We start from the raw sequence: 18,491 nt of genomic DNA, 5'->3' as shown, positions 1-18,491 counted from the left end.
CGATCTTTTTTTGCTTTCGTAACCTTTTTGCAAACATTACAGAGTGATACTCTTTTATAATGAAGGAAAGGTATGTAGTTTAGTTGGAGGTTTTCTACCATATGATTATGAATTTGAAACAGTGGAGTGCTGGTGTACTGCTGGTAGGCTTATTGGCAGGGTGTACACCTGTTGCTTCCCCGAATGAATTATTGAAGGCTCCCACCTTAAATAAAAATCAAGAAGAAGTAAAAAAGGCAGTACTGGCTAATTTGCCGCAAGGAAGCTCGCTTATGATTCCACGCAATAATTCTGATGAAAATGGAGCCATTATCGAAAAAGACTTAAATGGCGATGGAAGTAATGAAGTTGTAGCTTTTTATAAGCAAGGTGAATATAACGTGGGATTTATTGTGATGCAAAAAACCGAGAATAGCTGGCAAAAGGTTGGACAGATCGAGGAGACGGGTCAGGATGTAGACTATGTGGCCTTTGAGGATGTTTCAGGAGATAAGGAAAAAGAGATTTTCGTTAACTGGATGGCAAGTGAGGGTGTAGACAAAGAGTTTGGCGGATACAAGTGGATAGATGGACAAATGATTCAAATTTTAAAAACATCCTGCAAGGAAGCTATCGTAGGGGATTTAGACAAGACAGGGGTATCAAAGGCCTATGTGTTCAAACTGGATCATGACAAAATGAAAGCCCCTGCGGAAGTGTACCAGTATGACAAAGCGACTTCGAAAATGAAAATGATTCAGCAATTGGGATTAGATTGGTCGATTAATGGATATGAAAATATTTTATTAGGCAAGGCATCTAAAGAGCAAAATGGTATATTTTTAGATTCGGGTATCGGTGCCCATTCAGGGCAAACGGCACTTTTGGTCAGTAACAAGGGAAAGCTAACACAGGTAGACCTGTCGAATTATGATAACGTAATGTATAAGCCTTATTCTACTTTTAGTAAGGATATTAATAATGACGGAATTATCGAAATCTCGACATTAGTACAGCCGGTGGGAGCAGAAGATTTGTCCATGGTTGATACGCCTTGGATTACAGAGTGGTACCAATGGAACGGTCAAAAAAGCCTGATCAAAGTAAAAGAATCCTATGATGACGATAGCAATGGATTTCAAATAAATATACCAAACTACTGGTTCGGACATTATACGATCAGGCTGGTCACTACAAAGGAAGCAGGAGCGATCACCTTTTTATACCTAGATTCTCAGGGAAAGCCATCAGCCGAGTTGTTTACCATTGATCCGATTAAAAAAACAGAGTGGGCGAGTAAAGAGAAGGAGTTAAAACAACAAAGAAAAGAGTATAGCGTTATAGATGAAAATGGTGAAAACATCTTTATTGCTCGATTCCCGACTAATATGAGCAGTGTTCCAGCAAAGGAACAATCTGTTTATCGAAAAATGCTATTTAATTTGCAGCAGATCCAAGAGATATTTCGAAAAATATAGGTGAATAGCAGGGCATCTAGGTACAAGGCAGAAAGGAGCAAGGGGAGAGATGAAAGTACTATTGCTAGAAGATGAGGAATCCATCCGAGGATTTGTCCGCATTCAATTTAAACGAAATGGGTTTGAAGTATTAGAGGCACAGACAGGCGAAAAGGCGTTGGAAATTGCTAAGAAGGAGCCAGATATCGCTATAGCTGTATTAGATGTAATGCTTCCGGGCATCAGTGGTCTGGAGGTTTGTCAGGAATTACGGAAGATGTACCCGCAATTGGGGATTATTATGCTTACTGCTAAAGCTCAAGAAGTAAATAAGATCGAAGGATTAAACTTAGGAGCAGACGATTACATTACAAAGCCCTTTAGTGCCGCTGAACTGATTGCCCGAATGAATTCGTTGAAACGACGGGTAGAAACGATACCTTCCACTGTAAAACCAGGTGAATTGATTACTTCTGGCCCATTTACCCTGCGATTGGCGGATCGAAAAATGATCAAAAATGGGCAAGAAATAGATTGCACGCCCAAGGAATTTGCAATTATCCACTTATTAATGGAACAAAAGGATCGTGCAGTCAGTCGCGATGACATCCTAAATGAAGTTTGGGGAAAACATTACATTGGGGATTTAAAGGTAGTAGATGTTAACGTTAGACGCATCCGCCAGAAAATCGAGGATGATCCCTCGAAACCGAAATATTTGGAGACAGTCTGGGGATTTGGTTATCAGTGGAAAGAAGGAACGTAAAATATGTATGGAATAAAAAAACGTCTAGTCATGAATTTTACCTTTGTCGTATTAATGGTAATTCTAGTACTAGGAAGCTCGTTTGTTATAGGAGTCCGTAGTTTTTATTATGGTGGTGCAGAACAGGCGCTACTTAGCCGTATAAATGTGTCTACGAACTTTTATAACAAATACATTCAATATTATAATCTGCAAAGTAAAGCAAAATATATTTTCGAGCATACGTCACAGGATGATCTCGCACATGTAGAGGTCATTGATTTAGATGGTAATGTGATTTTAGATTTTAACGGTTTCACTAAACGCAAAAGTGTACTTACACAGGATGTACAGGATGCATTAAAAGGTGACACAGGGATTTGGGTGGGAAAAAGTGAAGATACAGGAGAACATATTCTTGCAGTATCTAAGCCACTCACCTTTTATAATTCAACAGCAGGAGTCCTGCGTTATGTGACCTCTGTTGAAGAGATCGACAAGGTTGTGAACCAGATTACACTGCTTGTGTGGAGCATTGGCACTGGTCTCGTTCTTTTATCTCTAGTCTTAAATTTGATTTTATCTAAGCGAATTATAAGCCCTATTGTTGAGCTTACGGGTGCGGCTAAGTCAATGGCAAAAGGTGATTTTAGTCAACGGGCTAGGCAGGCAGCAGATGATGAGATTGGAACGTTGGCCGAAACCTTTAACTATATGGCGAGCGAATTAGAGAAGGCTGAGGAGATCAAGAACGACTTTATTTCTTCTGTCTCCCATGAATTGCGAACTCCCTTGACCTCTATTAAAGGCTGGTCTGAGGTGGTTCTGACAGGTGACATGGAAGACAAGGAAGAGACACGCCTAGCCATGCAGATCATTGTGAAGGAAACGGATCGACTCACTGGATTAGTAGAACAATTGCTAGACTTTTCCCGCTTGCAGGCAGGAGGAATGGAGATTCATAAGACAGAGCTAGAGGTGAATCAGCTCTTAATGGATGTCCAGCAGCAGTTTTCTGCTCGTGCCTTCCAAAAGGAGATTAACTTGGTGACAGAAACTCCAGATGAACCCTTGCGTGTATTAGGAGACGAGAATCGCTTAAAGCAAGTGGTCATAAATCTGCTTCATAATTCAATGAAGTTTAGTGAGGAGCACACTACTATCACAATTCGTAGCTATCGAGAAGATCAGGTAGTTATTATAGAAGTTATAGATCAGGGAGCCGGAATATCGGAAGAGGAATTGCCTAGAATTACAGATAAATTTTATAAAGGTAAGCATAAGCAATCAGGTAGCGGCATCGGATTATCGCTGTGTTTAGAAATTGTAAAATTACATCAGGGCACACTTCATGTAACGAGCAAAGTTGGCGTAGGTACAACGATTCAGGTCTGTTTACCTATATATGAACAATAAGAAGAGTGAAGATGAATATCAGGATTTCATTGAAAAATCATCAGAAACGGCTATAATCAAATACGGGATTGGTAGAATTATCATTGGTGAAACTGGTAGCATTTTAAACCTAGCATATCGGAAGCTTGTAAGATACAATCAAGGGACAATAACGATTTTGTACTTGTGTGTCTGTTCAGATAAAAACAAATAAGAGTTCGACCACATGTACATGGAAGGGAGAGCTTATGGGTTTTTGCTGTGGAGCAGGGATGATTGGCTCTTTTGGAACACTTCGTCACGTGGAAATTCTGGTGCACAATGTACCAATCATGTATTGTCCGGTTTGTAATCGTACGAGAGTTCATCCGACCGTTGAAGGTGAGTATGAAATTCTTGTTGAATATGCTCAGGGAGATCACGCTGCAGAAGTGGATTTCGCAGAGTTTGTAGATTTGGATAAGCTGTCCGAGCTGTTTGAGAACTGTTCAATGACAGATCAAGGTTCTTATGATGAGAGTCTGAAACGACAAATTGACATCGCCCTTGATTTGCTAGGTATAGCCAAACAAATGAACGATTTGGAATGGCGAGAAGCTTTAACAAACAGATTAACAAATTTAAGCCATCGGTTACGACAACATCACGCCAATGAGCGAAAGACAAAAAAAGCCTTTTAATAGGGGCTAACCAGTGAACAGTTGATGGAGGTCAGCCGTTTAGGAGGATTGTATTCGATGCTTCAACTTCAAGGTGTTCATCATATTGCTCTTAGCTGTCGCAATGTGATGGGCGTAGCTCAATTTTTTCAAGAGATTTTAGAAGTACCGATTTCTCTTGATCAATCGGGAGAAGATGAGCCAGTTTATTTCAACATTGGGCCTTATACACGAATTGGTCTACATCCAACTACCAAAGAGCTAAATATAAATTCCGGTCACGTGGATCACATTGCTTTTGCAGTGGCAACACGTGATGAATTAGACTATCTTGTTGATAAGTTGGAAGCGGAAAATATATGTTACCGTGGGCCGATTGAACGCCCAGGAAGTTATAATCTTTATTTTGAAACGCCAGACGGTCACCACTTGGAGATACGTTTGGACAAGGATGAAGAGGATGAAACGGATGACGCCTAAGAAGGCGTCTTTTTTCTTTGTGTACATTTGATAAACTTCTACAAAAAAAAGGTCTGCCTTCAATTGGAAAAGGCAGACAAGAAAGGAGTTTATAATGAAAAAGGGGGTACTAATGGGTGAGTAGTAGGTAATTTACCTATCTACTAATTATTACCTATTATGCATTATTTTTCGGAAAAATTCAATCAATTTTTAATATTTTTTTAAAAAGTTAAATCAGTTTCCGCATATTCAACAAATGATCTTACCAAATTTTTTCGTGATATTTATTCCGTGATAAAGAACGTAGAAATATGACGATAAAAACTGTCTGCGGTAGACAGCGAACGACAAAGGCTCCAATTCCTCGCCAAAGGTTTCGACTCACAAATTTACGAATATGTAGGTAGTGAATGGATCGTGATGTGAGCGGAGGGATGACAGTGGCTTCTCAATTAAGAGCAATATTGTTTGAAGTGCAAAAACGCTTGGAACGAAAAAGATACCTACAAAGTTTGATGAAGGATTGGAATCGCCATGTTGGTTTTAAATTAGAAGATGGAACACTTGATAGCTGTTTAGTCTTTTCTAATGGAGAAATAATCGTAACGGAGTGGAATAAGGGGCATAAGGCGGAGGTTGTTGTAAAAGGGGATGTCCAACGCTTACAGATGCTTTTGACCGGTGATGAGCTCTCCTATCGCTATGCTAAAGAAAACATCGAGATGAGAGGACACGTCCGAGATCAATTAAAATTAGATTCCCTGCTGCGATTATCTTTGGAGAATGAGAAAAAGTTAGCCTAGTTTTAATATTGCATTTACTCGTAGATATCAATAGTATATAAATTATCCCTGCCACTTTTTAAAAAGGGGCTGTTTGTTTTTGCTGATGAAACGGAAGATAGAATCCATTTACTAGGCTCATACCTAGATTTCAATGAATCGTCTCTAGTTATTCACATCTTTTTCAAAAAAAACGCAAAATCTTGTAGCTTAATTGATCTAATGTGATATACTAATTACAAAATAAATCATGATATAGCCCACATTTTTTACGGTTGGGGAAGGAGATACATTTACATGGAAGCCAAAACGGTTAAGCGTCTATCAGAAGTTCTTGCTGGTGCCAATGCTCATTATAATTTGGCTGTACCCAAGTTGATTGAAGAAGCAGTTAAACGTGGCGAAGGAGTTCTGACAGATAAAGGCGCTTTAAACGCGCTAACTGGCAAATTCACAGGGCGCTCTCCGAAAGATAAATTCATAGTCGATGAACCCTCTGTCCATGACAAAATTGATTGGGCCAATAACAAACCCATTCAAATCGAAAAATTTGAGCAATTACATGCGGAAGTTCTAGCTTACCTAGAAAACAAAGAGCTTTATGTTTTTGACGGATTTGCTGGAGCGGATCGTAGCTTTCGTTTACCCATTCGTGTAGTAAGTGAATTTGCTTGGCATAATCTGTTTGCTCATCAATTGTTTATCCGTCCAACAGTGGAAGAATTAAAAGGGCTTCAAGCCGATTTTACAGTTATTTATGTTCCGAACTTCAAAGCAAATCCGGAGGTTCATGGAACCAATTCTGATACATTCATTATTATTAGTTTTGAACAGAAGGTAGTTTTAATAGGCGGAACAGAATATGCCGGTGAAATGAAGAAATCCATTTTCAGCGTGATGAATATGCTGTTACCTGAACGCAATGTGTTATCTATGCATTGTTCAGCTAATGTTGGCCGTGACGGAGATGTGGCTTTATTCTTTGGCTTGTCAGGCACAGGGAAAACCACTCTATCTGCTGATTCAGACCGCCGTTTGATTGGCGATGATGAACATGGATGGTCTGATCAAGGAGTCTTTAATATAGAAGGAGGATGCTACGCAAAATGCATTCGTCTTTCTGAACAAGGGGAGCCACAAATCTGGAATGCAATCAATTTTGGTGCCGTGCTAGAAAATGTAGTGGTCGATCATGCTAGTGGTATGGCTAATTATGATGATGATCGCTACACAGAAAATACACGTGCGGCTTATCCTGTAGAATCGATTCCAGGAGCCGTCATACCTGGTGTGGGCGGCCATCCAAATGTGATTCTTTTCCTAACAGCAGATTCGTTTGGGGTAATTCCTCCAATCTCTAAATTAAACAAGGAACAGGCAATGTATCATTTCTTATCTGGCTATACGAGTAAAATGGCTGGAACAGAACGAGGTGTAACCCGGCCTCTAAGTGAATTCTCCACATGCTTTGGCTCTCCTTTCTTACCATTGCGTCCTATCGTTTATGCAGAAATGCTAGGGAAAAAGATTGATGAGTCTAATGCGCTTGTATATTTGGTGAATACGGGCTGGACAGGTGGACCTGTGGGAGTTGGAAGCCGGATGAAATTGGCATTTACGCGTGCAATGGTAACGGCTGCTCTTCATGGAGAATTGGAAAAGGTAGAATACGCTACTGATCCTGTGTTTGGAGTACAAGTGCCAACTACTTGCCCAGGTGTACCTAGTGAAGTGCTACAACCACGTCAAACATGGACAGATAAGGATGCCTATGATCAGCAGGCAAATGAATTAGCTAAGCTGTTCCAGGCTAACTTTGCTAAAAAGTTCCCGAAAGCAACTGATATTTCACAGGCTGGTCCTGTCGTTAAATAAAGAGAACGTAGTAGAAGACCCGGGTATTTCCCCGGGTTTTTTTGTTTGTTATCTGGTTTTTGTGTCGAGTCCATGACAAATCAAACTCGTAAACTTTGCTAGGTTAGGGAATTCTGCTACACTGTGGGGAGTGGCTAATAGAGAAAATTTCTCAAGTCTGCATCAATGGATACGTACACCTAGATATAAAAGATAAAGGTAAGTAGCAAAAGAGGATGGATTATGTAAAAGGGAAGGGGCAACTGCACATGAGTAACGATAAAAAACAACCGGAATCCACACTTTCTTTAAAAGAGTGGGCTGTAGCGATTAAAGCATTAGGGGAAGGAAAACAAATTATTACTGTCCGTAAAGGCGGTTTATATGAAGAAACAAGAGATTTTAAGCTAGAAAACGATACATTTTATTTGTACCCAACCTATGAGCACCAAAAAGCAGAGATGATCAAACCTGAGAATCAAGCTGATCTGGAAGCAACTCTTGTAGGCTGGAGCCTTGATAAACCAACTGTAGATATCGAATACTTTGCTCATATTACAGATGATATAGAAATTTTAGATGAAGCAAAAATTCGTGCATTGAACCCTTACCATATTTGGACGGACGACTTTGCTGATGTTCGTCTGCACTGGAAAAAGAAGAAACCATTGCATATTCTATTTGCTCGCGTTTATAAATTAGACAAGCCAGTGACGATCGAGATTGCTGAAGAATATAAAGGCTGTAAATCTTGGCATAACCTTTTGTCCAGCCTTCCGCAAAATGGTTATACACCAGTACTAAGCGATGAGGAATATGCACGTACCCGCCAAGTCATTATGGATGTACTAACGAAGGAAGAGTAGCCTCTCTCTTTGGCTGTAACATGAGGAAAATCCCACTATGCTAGTAGTGGGCTCTTTTCGTCTTATGAGAAAACAGTTATGTAAAAAATGGATCAACAGTTAAAAATAGTCCGTTGCAAATGGAAAAAACACCATGTTTATACAAGGGATTTTACCGCTTTATAATAGGCTTATCCTGATTTAAGAAACATTCATGTTTTATAAATATGGCAATAGTTCTTTCCTTGCTTTCTTAGAATTATTATTATAAAATGTATTGAGAATGGATTGAGAATGCACAGGTTTTTCGATAGGATAGTATAGTGCTTGTCTACAACATCGTGAAGACTGTTTGATCATAATATATGGAGGAATGCAAGATGGCTGCTGTACATCTACAGATTAAGAATTTACGCGCAAAGATTGAGGAGAAGGAAATCCTTAAAGGCTTGAACCTAGAGATCAAAGGTGGGGAAATCCACGCGATCATGGGACCAAACGGAACAGGTAAATCTACATTGGCATCTACGCTAATGGGACATCCTAAATATGAAGTAACTGATGGTGAAGTTATCCTAGATGGTGAAGATCTATTGGACATGGCTGTAGACGAACGTGCTCGTGCAGGTCTGTTTCTAGCTATGCAATATCCATCTGAAATCACAGGTGTAACGAACTCCGATTTCTTGCGTTCTGCTATGAATGCTACTCGTGGCGAAGGAAATGAAATTTCCTTAATGAAATTCATCCGTGAGATGGATAGCAAAATGAGTACATTAGAAATGGACGAAGCGTTTGCTCATCGCTACCTAAATGAAGGTTTCTCTGGCGGGGAGAAAAAACGTAATGAAATTCTACAAATGATGTTGCTTCAGCCTAGTCTCTGTATTTTAGATGAGATCGACTCTGGTTTAGATATCGATGCTCTTAAAATCGTAGCAAAAGGTGTTAATGAGATGCGCGCTGAGGATCGCGGTTTCTTAATCATTACTCACTATCAACGTCTACTAGACTATGTGAAGCCTGATTTCGTACATGTTATGATGCAAGGCCGTATCGTAAAATCAGGTGGCCCTGAATTGGCAGAACGTCTAGAAGCAGAAGGTTATGATTGGATTAAAGCTGAGCTCGGTATCGAAGACGAGACCGTTAACGCAGAATAAGAGGCGAAGGAGGTCGAGACTATCATGAGTACAGAAACACAACTTCGCTTTGGTAAAGAAGCGATTAAGCAATTTTCCCAAGCGAATCAAGAACCAACCTGGTTTTTAGAAAAGCGTCTAGCTGCATTCGAACAAGCACAGACGCTATCTCTCCCTGTGTTGGAGAAAACCAAGATTGATAAATGGAACTTCGATCAATTTCACCCGTTCCAACTAGAAGCGCGTGTAGACAACATCGAACAATTGGATGAAGTCGTAAAAGAACAACTGGATGATAAAGACATAACCAGCCTGCTCGTACAGAAAAATGCGTCTGTAGTCTACCATAAGGTGGATGAAGAGTTGAAAAGCCAAGGCGTTATTTTTACTGACCTTGCTACAGCGCTTCGTGAACATGGTGAACTTGTGAAACAATATATCTATTCAATTGTCAAAGAAGACGAGCACCGTGTAGCTGCTTTGCATGCAGCAGTGGCAAATGGCGGGGTATTCCTGTACGTTCCAAAAAACGTAGAAGTGAAAATGCCATTGCAAGCTATTTATGAAGTAGCAGGCGAGGAATCCCTACTAGCACCTCATGTTGTTATCGTAGCAGAAGCTAATGCCCGTGTAACTTATGTAGATTCTTTTGTATCTGCAGAGGGAACCAATATGGTAGCAAATAGCGTTGTAGAAGTACACCTAGGCGCTAACGCACACGTACAAGTAGCGTCTGTTCGTTCCTTCTCTACTGAGGTTCACGATTATGTATACCGACGTGCCTTGATCGGCCAGGATGCTAATATGGAATGGATTTTGGGCGAGATGAACGATGGTAACACAGTAGCGAACAATACCTCCATTTTAGAAGGTAAAGGCGGAAATGCTGATACCAAATCCATCACTGTAGGAACAGCTAAACAACGTCAAAATCTGACTTCTCAAGTGCAGCATATCGGAACGCATACTGAATCCAATATGTTGAGTAAAGCAGTAATGACAGATGAAGCGGTTGCCATCCTAAACGGAATTACCAAGATTGAAAAAGGCGCAGAAAAAGCAAACGGTGTGCAAGCAGAAAACATTTTGATGCTATCTGAAAAAGCTCGTGGTGATGCAAACCCAATCCTTTTGATTGATGAAGACGATGTAAAAGCTGGTCACGCTGCTTCTGTTGGTCGCGTGAGCGAAGAAAGCTTGTACTATCTAATGTCTCGCGGTATTGAACGAAAAGAGGCTGAACGTCTTGTCATTATTGGATTCTTGGACCCAGTGGTTGCCGAGATTCCGATTGAAGGAGTGAAAAGCAAGCTACGCCAAGCATTGGAAAGGAAGTTAGGACGATGAACGCACATGAAGTCCGTAAATTGTTTCCTATCTTACATCAAGAAGTAAATGGGCATCCATTGGTGTATTTGGATAGCGCCGCTACTTCTCAAAAGCCGATTCAAGTTCTTGAAGCGGTAGATAAATATTATCGCAGCTATAACTCTAACGTTCATCGCGGCGTCCATACGCTTGGTACGTACGCGACGGACGCTTATGAAGGCGCACGTGAAAAGGTACGTGCGTTCATCAATGCCAAAGAAACGGCTGAAGTAATCTTCACGCGCGGGACGACTACCGCATTAAATACCATTGCAATCGGGTATGCTCGCACGTTCCTTACTGAAGGCGATGAGATTGTAACCACGCTAGTTGAGCATCACAGCAATTTTATTCCTTGGCAACAAGCAGCTAAGGCAACTGGAGCAACTTTCAAGTTCATCCCGTTAGCTGAAGATGGAACGATTACCCTTGAGGCAGTGAAAGCAACAATCACACCACAAACCAAAGTGGTCGCAATCCATCACATCTCTAACGTTCTAGGTGATACAACTCCCATCAAGGGAATTGCTAAAATTGCACATGAAAATGGCGCTATTTTGGTTGTGGATGGTGCCCAAAGCGCTCCACATAAAAAAGTCGATGTACAGGACCTGGACTGTGATTTCTATGTCTTTTCCAGTCATAAGATGTGCGGGCCTACAGGAATCGGCGTCTTGTATGGAAAACGTGCACTCTTGGAAAAAATGGAGCCAGTTGAATTTGGTGGCGAAATGATCGATTTTGTATATGAACAGGATTCTACATGGAAGGAGCTCCCTTGGAAATTTGAAGGGGGAACGCCGATTATCGCTGGGGCCATCGGACTTGGGGCGGCGATTGATTTCCTAAATGATCTGGGCATGGATGAAATTGAAGCACATGAAAAGAAACTGATTAGCTATGCAATGGAACGCATGAAAGAATTGGATGGACTTACGATTTACGGTCCTATCGAACATAGAAGCAGTCTAATTACTTTTAACCTGGCGGACGTTCATCCGCATGATTTGGCAACGGTTTTAGATGCAGAAGGTATTGCTGTACGTGCAGGCCATCATTGTGCACAGCCGTTGATGAGATGGTTGAAAGCTACCGCTACTGCTCGTGCCAGCTTCTATCTGTATAACACAGAAGAGGATGTGGATGCCTTAATCGCTGGGTTGAAAAAAGCGAAGGAGTATTTTGGAAATGTCTTCTCTTGATGATCTCTATAGACGTGTCATAATGGATCATTATCAAAAACCACGGAATAAAGGAAAGCTAGAGGATGAAAATGGATTGGTGATCAATCTAAATAATCCAACCTGTGGAGACAGTATTTCGTTATCGCTGCAAGTAGAGAACGGTATAGTTATGGACGCAAAATTTCTCGGGGAAGGATGCTCCATTTCTATGTCCTCTGCTTCTATGATGACGGAAGCTGTAAAAGGAAAAACCGAAGAGGAAGCGTTGCGCTTGATTCAAATTTTCTCTGATATGATGCAGGGAAAAGAGCCGGATGACAATATTGATTTAGGCGATATTGAAGCTCTGCAAGGTGTCTGCAAGTTTCCAGCGCGCATTAAATGTGCAACGCTCGCCTGGAAGGCATTGGAGCAAGGTATTAACCAGACGGACGTGAAGTAATATACCCTCCAATTGAATTGTGAGGCAAAAGGAGTGAACGATATGGCGAAGAAAGCCCCTGAAATCCAAGAGTATCAATATGGATTCCACGATAAAGACGTTTCGATTTTCCGTACGAAAAAAGGTTTAACTCGTGAAATCGTAGAAGAGATTTCGAAAATCAAAGAAGAACCAGAATGGATGTTAGAATTCCGTTTAAAAGCGCTAGACATTTTCTATAAAATGCCAATGCCTAAGTGGGGCGGCGACCTTGATGAATTGGATTTCGACAACATCACTTACTATGTAAAACCATCTGAAAAAGCTGGTCGTAGCTGGGATGAGGTACCAGAAGAAATCAAGGCTACCTTTGACAAGCTAGGTATCCCAGAAGCTGAGCAAAAGTTCTTAGCTGGTGTATCTGCACAATATGAGTCTGAGGTTGTTTACCATAACATGCAAGAAGATTTAGAGTCTCTAGGTGTTTTATTTACGGACATGGACTCTGCTGTACGTTTATACCCTGATATCGTGAAGGAGTATTTTGCGACAGTTATTCCGCCAGCAGATAATAAATTCGCGGCGCTTAACTCTGCTGTATGGTCTGGTGGTTCCTTCATTTACGTGCCAAAAGGTGTAAAAGTAGAAACTCCACTTCAAGCATACTTCCGCATTAACTCAGAGAACATGGGTCAATTCGAGCGTACACTAATCATTGCGGACGAGGATAGCTTTGTTCATTACGTAGAAGGCTGTACGGCGCCAATCTACAGCACAGATTCCTTGCATTCTGCTGTAGTTGAAATCATTATTAAAGAACGCGCTCGTTGCCGTTATACAACGATCCAGAACTGGTCTAATAACGTATATAACCTAGTAACCAAACGTGCTGTAGCGTATGCTGATGCAAACATGGAATGGATTGATGGAAACATCGGTTCCAAGCTAACGATGAAATATCCTGCCGTTATCATGAAAGGACCGCGTGCTAAAGGTACAGTTCTTTCTATCGCAGTAGCGGGTAAAGGTCAGCATCAGGATGCTGGTGCGAAGATGATCCATCTAGCGCCTGATTGTACTTCCACGATCGTATCTAAGTCTATTTCTCGCGATGGTGGTAAAGTAACATATCGTGGTCTAGCTCAATTTGGTCGTAAAGCAGAGGGTGCTAAATCTAACATCAAGTGTGATACATTGATTTTGGATAAATTGTCCACTTCTGATACGATTCCATACAATGAGATCATGAATGACTACGTAACGCTTGAGCATGAAGCGACTGTATCTAAAGTATCTGAAGATCAATTGTTCTATTTGATGAGCCGCGGTTTAAGTGAAGCGGAAGCTACAGAAATGATCGTAATGGGCTTTATTGAGCCATTCACAAAAGAATTGCCAATGGAATATGCTGTTGAAATGAACCGTCTGATTAAGTTCGAAATGGAAGGTTCTATTGGATAACAAACGATTAACCCTTGTATATCAAGGGTTTTTCTTATGTTTGCATGTGCAAAGTTCGTGCAAAGTTGAAATTATTTTAACGCTAATTGAAGTTATTTTTAACATGATTATTTGTGACGTAGGCAGTGAATTTTGCAAGTTCATCTGTTTGAATTTTTCCTGTAATATGCCCATATGTTCTGCTTAATTCTTTTGTGTCTTTATGACCTAATCTTTTTGCTATATAAATTTCACTTACACCTGATTCAAGGAGTAAAGTTGCATGAGTGTGCCTGAAAGCATGTAAGCCCCTATATTCAACCCCTGAAGCCTTATGATAGTTCTGAATCGTTTCACGAATGATTGAAGGTGTGAGATAATGCCCATTATAATTTTGAAAGATGATTCCATCATTATTTTTCTTGAATCTTGGATTTCCAAGAATCAGTTCATTTTGTTTTGCCTTGAATTTTTTCAGTTCACGAATAACTTCTTCATCGATGCTGATTACACGATAAGATGAATCATTTTTCAAAGTTGTAAGCTGCACTTTGTTATTATCATCACGGCTTGTTTGCTTGTTGATATCAATCGTATTTCCTTGAACATCTTCCCATCTTAATGCAAGGGCTTCTGATATCCTTAAACCCGTTTTGTATAGGAACAAAATCAACATGTAATACAAACGGTATTCAGGGAACCTTTGATGCTTGTATGTTCTTAAATAATCCAATAGTTGATTCATTTCATTAAGGCTGAAATATTTCACTTTTTCATCTTCTTTTTTCACAGCAACATTGTCTTGAACTTCTATCTTCAATCTATCTGCTGGATTCTTTTCAAGCACCTGAAGTTCTTGAACGGCATAAAACAAAATACTTTTTATCACCGAAAGATATTTTCGCCTTGATCCTATTGAATATTTAGGCTTTCCATTCTTATCAAATTCCCCAAAGGCTGCAAGCCAATCTTTCACTTCTATCCTTGTGATTTTTGCAATTTTTTTATGACCAAATGCAGACATCACATGATTTCTTATAATTACTTCAAGCTGTCTGAATGTTGAAGGCTTTGTTGATTGCTTTTTCCATTTCAGCCATTGTTCCACAACATATTCAAAAGGCATGTTTCTATCCGCTATAGTTTGGCTATAGTATTTTCTTTCCTCAGTTTTTGCGGCAGCAATTTCAGCTTCTTTTTTTGTTTTGAAACTTCCGATACCTTTTAATTTTCCATCTATATAAATTTGCACCTGATAATTTCCGCTTGGTAATTTTCTTATGTTTGCCATGCTGTCTTTTCCCCTTTTTAACCTTTTAAAATGATTTCGATAAGGCTTTTTATTTTTGCCTTTTCTTCTCTGGTCAAAAGCCTGTTTTGAAAAAATATTGGATGATTGGAATCTAATAAAAAATCAAGGTGGAACGGGTCCTGTTCTTGCTCTGCTAGTGACCATTCTATATCTTCCTGACTGTTTTTTTCGTTTTTTATTTTAATAAAATCAGAAGCATCAATATATCCTGCTGCTGCCATTAAATTTTCATATGGTTCATCTAAACCTTTTGCCAATCTTTCTATAATTTCTGGAGAAGGTCTATCTCGTTTGCCGCTTTCAAGATGTGAAATATACATAGCAGAAACACCTGATAATTCCCCAAGTTTATTCATTGAAAGGTTTTTTTCTTCTCTTTTCTTTTTGAGATAATCTGCAAAGTTTTTCATTATTAATCACTCTCCCTTTTAATTACAATTATAAACAATAATTTATGTATCGTAAACAATAGTTTGTATAAATTATTGTTTATAGTGATATAATGTTTTTTATAAACTATAGTTTATAATGAAAAAAAGTAAAATGTTTTAAAAAATACACCAAGGAGGAATAAGCAAATGCTTAACATTTCTTTAGACGAAAATGAATTAAAGAAATTATATTTAGAGGAAGTCCGTAAACGTGTGGATGAAATTGAGGAACAGAAGTTGTTAATAGATGTCAATGAACTTTGTAATATGCTTTCGTTAAGCAGACCAACTGTAGAAAAATTATTTATATACAATCCGAATTTTCCTTCCTTGAGAGTGGGTAAGAAGTGGTTATTTCCTCGTAAAGAGGTAGAGGAATATATCAAACGTTGGTCAATTGATGTTAGAAGGAAAGGTGGTGTTGTTGAGTGCGATTAAATTTAGAAGAAAGAAAAGGAGCACTTCAACATGGAAACAGGTATTTCCTTAACTGTTACTGCATATAAAGACGGTTTTAATCATAAAGCCACAAAAAAAGACACGGAAAAAATAATGTCATATATGAAAAAAGTGAATATATATTTTTCCGAGCAACGAAATGAATCGATAATAAGATTTCTTGCAATATTGAAAGAAAGAAAGCCCCATGTTTGTGCCAGTTGGTTTGGCTCATCCATCGTTCAGGATGATATTAAGAATTTTAGTTGTAATCTTATGTATTTTGATTTTGATAAAGGCATTACGGATTATGAAGAATTTGAAAGAAAAGCAAAAGAGCATTTCCATATTATCCAAAGGTCATCTTCCTGGTCAGAACAACACCCGAAATACCATTGTTACAATATTTTGAATGAGTTTATTTATGATTTGGATCACTGGTGGCAAGTTTATGAATCTTTATTTGAAATGTATGAAGAGGAATTTGGCCTAAAATTAGATGGTTCCATTCATCCAACAAAGCTATGTTATGCAGGTTTGAGCGACCATATTATTCAAAATGATTTGCCGTTTTTAGAAGTACCAGAGAAAAAAACAAAAGAATTTAAGCATACTTTTCTTCAAGGCAGCGGTAATAATCAGGATTTTGATTTTCAACGGTTTAAAGTATGTATTGTCAAATTAACTGAAACAGGAATTTTGCTTACTTATCAGCATTGGATAAGATTCATTCTTGCTTTATGTGATTTGTTTCAAGAAGGAATGATTACCGAGGAACAGGCGTTGGAAATCTGTTCGATTATAGATGATGGTAAAGGTGAAACATTTAGGAAATTTGAAAGAGAAAAAAGCAAAATGAACAATTGGTCACTTGGAACCATCATTTATTACTGCAAAAACGCAGGGATTCATGAAATTTATTATGTGCAAAAAGCAGACTTTATTCCTTTACCTTTTGCCATAAAAGATGATGTCTTATATAAAACGATTTTGAATAAAAAGGGAAATCAAAAAGAATTAAAAATGGTTTCTCGTATGGCTCCTCATATTGTAAGAAAGCTGAGCAATGTTGAAAGAAACGAAGTTTATTATGAAATCGCTTGGAGCGATAATGGACAGAAAAAAACAGAAGTGGTCCCGGCAGGAGTGATTTCAACAAAAAAAGAGCTGCTTACATTAGCAGCTCATGGATTCTCTTGTAATGATGGAAATTGCAAAGATTTAATTGATTATTTTCATGACTATTTGGCTTTAAACCATGTAAATCAGGCTTATATGGCAGATCGGTTAGGGCATATCAAAGATGCTTTTATCCATCCTTTGCAGTCACAGGGTGTGGTAATCGTTCCAAATGATTTAGGCGAGAAACAATTACTTGAAGCATTTCAAGTTAAAGGAACCGTGGAAACATGGAAAAATCATGTGTTTAATCGAATTAAGACCTATCCAAAAGTATTATTCCTAGTTTTAGCTTCATTCGCTTCTGTCATACTGCGTGACTTGAATGTACCACCCTTTATTGTAGACCTATCAGGAAGTACTTCGCAAGGCAAAAGCACGTCTATACAGGTATCTAGAAGTGTTTGGGGCAATGAGGGCTTAATAAATGAGTGGAACGCCACAAAGGTGGCTATAGAGCGCAAAGCAGGCTTTTTGAACAGCTTCCCACTTTACATGGATGATACCAGAAAAGCCGATGAACGGATTTTACCAAATGTGGTTTATCAATTTTCTGGCGGTCGTTCAAAAGGTCGAGGAAGTGTAAGTGGTTCTCAAAAAGAATTGACTTGGAATAACATTCTGATTAGTACAGGAGAAGTGCCATTAACGGAATATGCAAGGAAAGCCGGAGGAGCGGCGGCAAGGGTTATTTCTTTAGTTGATGAACCATTTGGTAAGGTAAAAGACAATTTTTTTTCTGAATTATATCAAGCGCTAGAAGATAATTACGGGGCAGTGGGGTTGGAATTTTTGAAGAGATGGCAGGAAGCAAAAAAAGATTTACTGTCGGAATTTACAACTCTAAAAAACCATTATATTCAAAAGGCGAATGGCGATGAAGTCTTAACAAGGTTAAGTATGTATTTTGCAGCTGTTAATTTTGCAGGTGTCGTTTTAACTAAACTTTTAAATGTAGAAATGGATTTAACTTTGTTGAATCGGCTGTTTGATGAAATGGCAGAAGATAATCGAGCCATTGATAAGCCAAAGCAATTGCTTGAAGAAATTTTATTTAAACTCGATTCAAATCGTAAATATATAGCAAATCAAAGCACACCTGATACAGTTTGGGCTGTTTACAAAAATGGTACAGTGTGTCTTACACCTGATTTCTTAAAAGAAGAACTTGGAACAGAAGAATGGATGATGCGGAAGGCATGGCAAAAACGTGGATATACTCAAACTCATCTCAATAAAGATGGGAAGGAAATTGATTATAAACAAGTTAAGCATAGGCATGCAAATACAATGCTGTGATTGTTAACAAAGAGTTTTATGAAAAAACAGGACTTGATTTTGAAGTAGATTACGATCAAGAAGAAGATTCGGATCAGTAGCCTTGCATAATTCAAGGGT

17 protein-coding genes are annotated in these 18,491 nt (G+C 39.0%); 15 read left to right on the top strand and 2 right to left on the bottom strand.

Going from position 1 to position 18,491, the window contains the following annotated elements; genetic code table 11:
- Positions 1-101 precede the first annotated feature (101 nt).
- From BRLA_RS20105 to sufB, 13 genes are all read left to right on the top strand, one after another.
- A complete protein-coding gene (locus tag BRLA_RS20105) occupies positions 102-1,457 on the top strand; it encodes a hypothetical protein (protein ID WP_003334556.1) in 1,356 nt (451 codons plus the stop codon).
- A gap of 49 nt (positions 1,458-1,506) precedes the next feature.
- Positions 1,507-2,202, top strand: a complete 696-nt coding sequence (locus BRLA_RS20100; protein WP_003334557.1) for a response regulator transcription factor — start codon at positions 1,507-1,509, stop codon at positions 2,200-2,202.
- A gap of 3 nt (positions 2,203-2,205) precedes the next feature.
- Positions 2,206-3,597 (top strand): HAMP domain-containing sensor histidine kinase, encoded by a 1,392-nt coding sequence (locus BRLA_RS20095; RefSeq protein WP_003334558.1) that lies wholly within the window; start codon positions 2,206-2,208, stop codon positions 3,595-3,597.
- Between the two features lie 227 nt (positions 3,598-3,824).
- Positions 3,825-4,256 carry a hypothetical protein gene (locus BRLA_RS20090; RefSeq protein ID WP_003334560.1) on the top strand — a complete coding sequence of 144 codons (432 nt, stop codon included), beginning with the start codon at positions 3,825-3,827 and terminating at the stop codon, positions 4,254-4,256.
- Positions 4,257-4,313: 57 nt separating this feature from the next.
- Positions 4,314-4,715: a VOC family protein gene (locus BRLA_RS20085; RefSeq protein WP_003334561.1), complete on the top strand. Its 402-nt coding sequence runs from the start codon at positions 4,314-4,316 to the stop codon at positions 4,713-4,715.
- Positions 4,716-5,131: 416 nt separating this feature from the next.
- Positions 5,132-5,500: an SCP2 sterol-binding domain-containing protein gene (locus BRLA_RS20080; RefSeq protein WP_119912730.1), complete on the top strand. Its 369-nt coding sequence runs from the start codon at positions 5,132-5,134 to the stop codon at positions 5,498-5,500.
- 276 nt (positions 5,501-5,776) lie between these two features.
- The gene (gene pckA, locus BRLA_RS20075) at positions 5,777-7,354 is read left to right on the top strand and encodes a phosphoenolpyruvate carboxykinase (ATP) (protein ID WP_003334563.1); all 1,578 of its coding nucleotides are present in this window, start codon (positions 5,777-5,779) and stop codon (positions 7,352-7,354) included.
- A 248-nt stretch (positions 7,355-7,602) separates the two neighbouring features.
- On the top strand, positions 7,603-8,199 hold the full coding sequence (locus BRLA_RS20070; RefSeq protein WP_003334564.1) for a DUF1802 family protein: 597 nt from the start codon (positions 7,603-7,605) through the stop codon (positions 8,197-8,199).
- A gap of 359 nt (positions 8,200-8,558) precedes the next feature.
- Positions 8,559-9,341, top strand: coding sequence for a Fe-S cluster assembly ATPase SufC (gene sufC / locus BRLA_RS20065; protein ID WP_003340935.1), 783 nt, complete (start codon positions 8,559-8,561; stop codon positions 9,339-9,341).
- A 24-nt stretch (positions 9,342-9,365) separates the two neighbouring features.
- Positions 9,366-10,667, top strand: a complete 1,302-nt coding sequence (gene sufD / locus BRLA_RS20060; protein ID WP_003334567.1) for a Fe-S cluster assembly protein SufD — start codon at positions 9,366-9,368, stop codon at positions 10,665-10,667.
- A complete protein-coding gene (locus tag BRLA_RS20055; RefSeq protein WP_003334568.1) occupies positions 10,664-11,890 on the top strand; it encodes a cysteine desulfurase in 1,227 nt (408 codons plus the stop codon). The genes sufD and BRLA_RS20055 overlap by 4 nt, the downstream gene beginning before the upstream one ends.
- A complete protein-coding gene (sufU, locus tag BRLA_RS20050; protein ID WP_003334569.1) occupies positions 11,877-12,314 on the top strand; it encodes a Fe-S cluster assembly sulfur transfer protein SufU in 438 nt (145 codons plus the stop codon). Before BRLA_RS20055 ends, sufU begins: the two co-directional genes overlap by 14 nt.
- A gap of 42 nt (positions 12,315-12,356) precedes the next feature.
- The gene (gene sufB / locus BRLA_RS20045) at positions 12,357-13,754 is read left to right on the top strand and encodes a Fe-S cluster assembly protein SufB (protein ID WP_003334570.1); all 1,398 of its coding nucleotides are present in this window, start codon (positions 12,357-12,359) and stop codon (positions 13,752-13,754) included.
- Between the two features lie 82 nt (positions 13,755-13,836).
- On the opposite strand, the gene BRLA_RS20040 is transcribed toward sufB, so the two are convergent.
- Both BRLA_RS20040 and BRLA_RS22895 read right to left on the bottom strand, forming a co-directional pair.
- Positions 13,837-15,024 (bottom strand): tyrosine-type recombinase/integrase, encoded by a 1,188-nt coding sequence (locus BRLA_RS20040; protein WP_003334571.1) that lies wholly within the window; start codon positions 15,022-15,024, stop codon positions 13,837-13,839.
- A 17-nt stretch (positions 15,025-15,041) separates the two neighbouring features.
- On the bottom strand, positions 15,042-15,455 hold the full coding sequence (locus BRLA_RS22895; protein ID WP_051876129.1) for a helix-turn-helix domain-containing protein: 414 nt from the start codon (positions 15,453-15,455) through the stop codon (positions 15,042-15,044).
- Between the two features lie 168 nt (positions 15,456-15,623).
- On the opposite strand from BRLA_RS22895, the gene BRLA_RS20030 reads away from it, so the two are divergent.
- Complete coding sequence (locus BRLA_RS20030) at positions 15,624-15,914, top strand: helix-turn-helix domain-containing protein (RefSeq protein ID WP_003334573.1); 291 nt, start codon at positions 15,624-15,626, stop codon at positions 15,912-15,914.
- A 30-nt stretch (positions 15,915-15,944) separates the two neighbouring features.
- Complete coding sequence (locus BRLA_RS22890; protein ID WP_003334575.1) at positions 15,945-18,392, top strand: DUF927 domain-containing protein; 2,448 nt, start codon at positions 15,945-15,947, stop codon at positions 18,390-18,392.
- Positions 18,393-18,491 lie beyond the last annotated feature (99 nt).

The organism is Brevibacillus laterosporus LMG 15441, assembly GCF_000219535.2.
GTDB classification, from domain to species: domain Bacteria; phylum Bacillota; class Bacilli; order Brevibacillales; family Brevibacillaceae; genus Brevibacillus_B; species Brevibacillus_B halotolerans.
Note: the sequence above shows the minus strand (reverse complement) of the source record. Positions and strands in the feature narration are given on the sequence as shown.

Excerpts from the sequence above, each read along its gene's own strand:
- BRLA_RS20105 (WP_003334556.1), top strand. The coding sequence starts at position 102 with ATGATTATGAATTTGAAACAGTGGAGTGCTGGTGTACTGCTGGTAGGC.
- BRLA_RS20100 (WP_003334557.1), top strand. The coding sequence starts at position 1,507 with ATGAAAGTACTATTGCTAGAAGATGAGGAATCCATCCGAGGATTTGTC.
- BRLA_RS20095 (WP_003334558.1), top strand. The coding sequence starts at position 2,206 with ATGTATGGAATAAAAAAACGTCTAGTCATGAATTTTACCTTTGTCGTA.
- BRLA_RS20090 (WP_003334560.1), top strand. The coding sequence starts at position 3,825 with ATGGGTTTTTGCTGTGGAGCAGGGATGATTGGCTCTTTTGGAACACTT.
- BRLA_RS20085 (WP_003334561.1), top strand. The coding sequence starts at position 4,314 with ATGCTTCAACTTCAAGGTGTTCATCATATTGCTCTTAGCTGTCGCAAT.
- BRLA_RS20080 (WP_119912730.1), top strand. The coding sequence starts at position 5,132 with ATGACAGTGGCTTCTCAATTAAGAGCAATATTGTTTGAAGTGCAAAAA.
- pckA (WP_003334563.1), top strand. The coding sequence starts at position 5,777 with ATGGAAGCCAAAACGGTTAAGCGTCTATCAGAAGTTCTTGCTGGTGCC.
- BRLA_RS20070 (WP_003334564.1), top strand. The coding sequence starts at position 7,603 with ATGAGTAACGATAAAAAACAACCGGAATCCACACTTTCTTTAAAAGAG.
- sufC (WP_003340935.1), top strand. The coding sequence starts at position 8,559 with ATGGCTGCTGTACATCTACAGATTAAGAATTTACGCGCAAAGATTGAG.
- sufD (WP_003334567.1), top strand. The coding sequence starts at position 9,366 with ATGAGTACAGAAACACAACTTCGCTTTGGTAAAGAAGCGATTAAGCAA.
- BRLA_RS20055 (WP_003334568.1), top strand. The coding sequence starts at position 10,664 with ATGAACGCACATGAAGTCCGTAAATTGTTTCCTATCTTACATCAAGAA.
- sufU (WP_003334569.1), top strand. The coding sequence starts at position 11,877 with ATGTCTTCTCTTGATGATCTCTATAGACGTGTCATAATGGATCATTAT.
- sufB (WP_003334570.1), top strand. The coding sequence starts at position 12,357 with ATGGCGAAGAAAGCCCCTGAAATCCAAGAGTATCAATATGGATTCCAC.
- BRLA_RS20040 (WP_003334571.1), bottom strand. The coding sequence starts at position 15,024 with ATGGCAAACATAAGAAAATTACCAAGCGGAAATTATCAGGTGCAAATT.
- BRLA_RS22895 (WP_051876129.1), bottom strand. The coding sequence starts at position 15,455 with ATGAAAAACTTTGCAGATTATCTCAAAAAGAAAAGAGAAGAAAAAAAC.
- BRLA_RS20030 (WP_003334573.1), top strand. The coding sequence starts at position 15,624 with ATGCTTAACATTTCTTTAGACGAAAATGAATTAAAGAAATTATATTTA.
- BRLA_RS22890 (WP_003334575.1), top strand. The coding sequence starts at position 15,945 with ATGGAAACAGGTATTTCCTTAACTGTTACTGCATATAAAGACGGTTTT.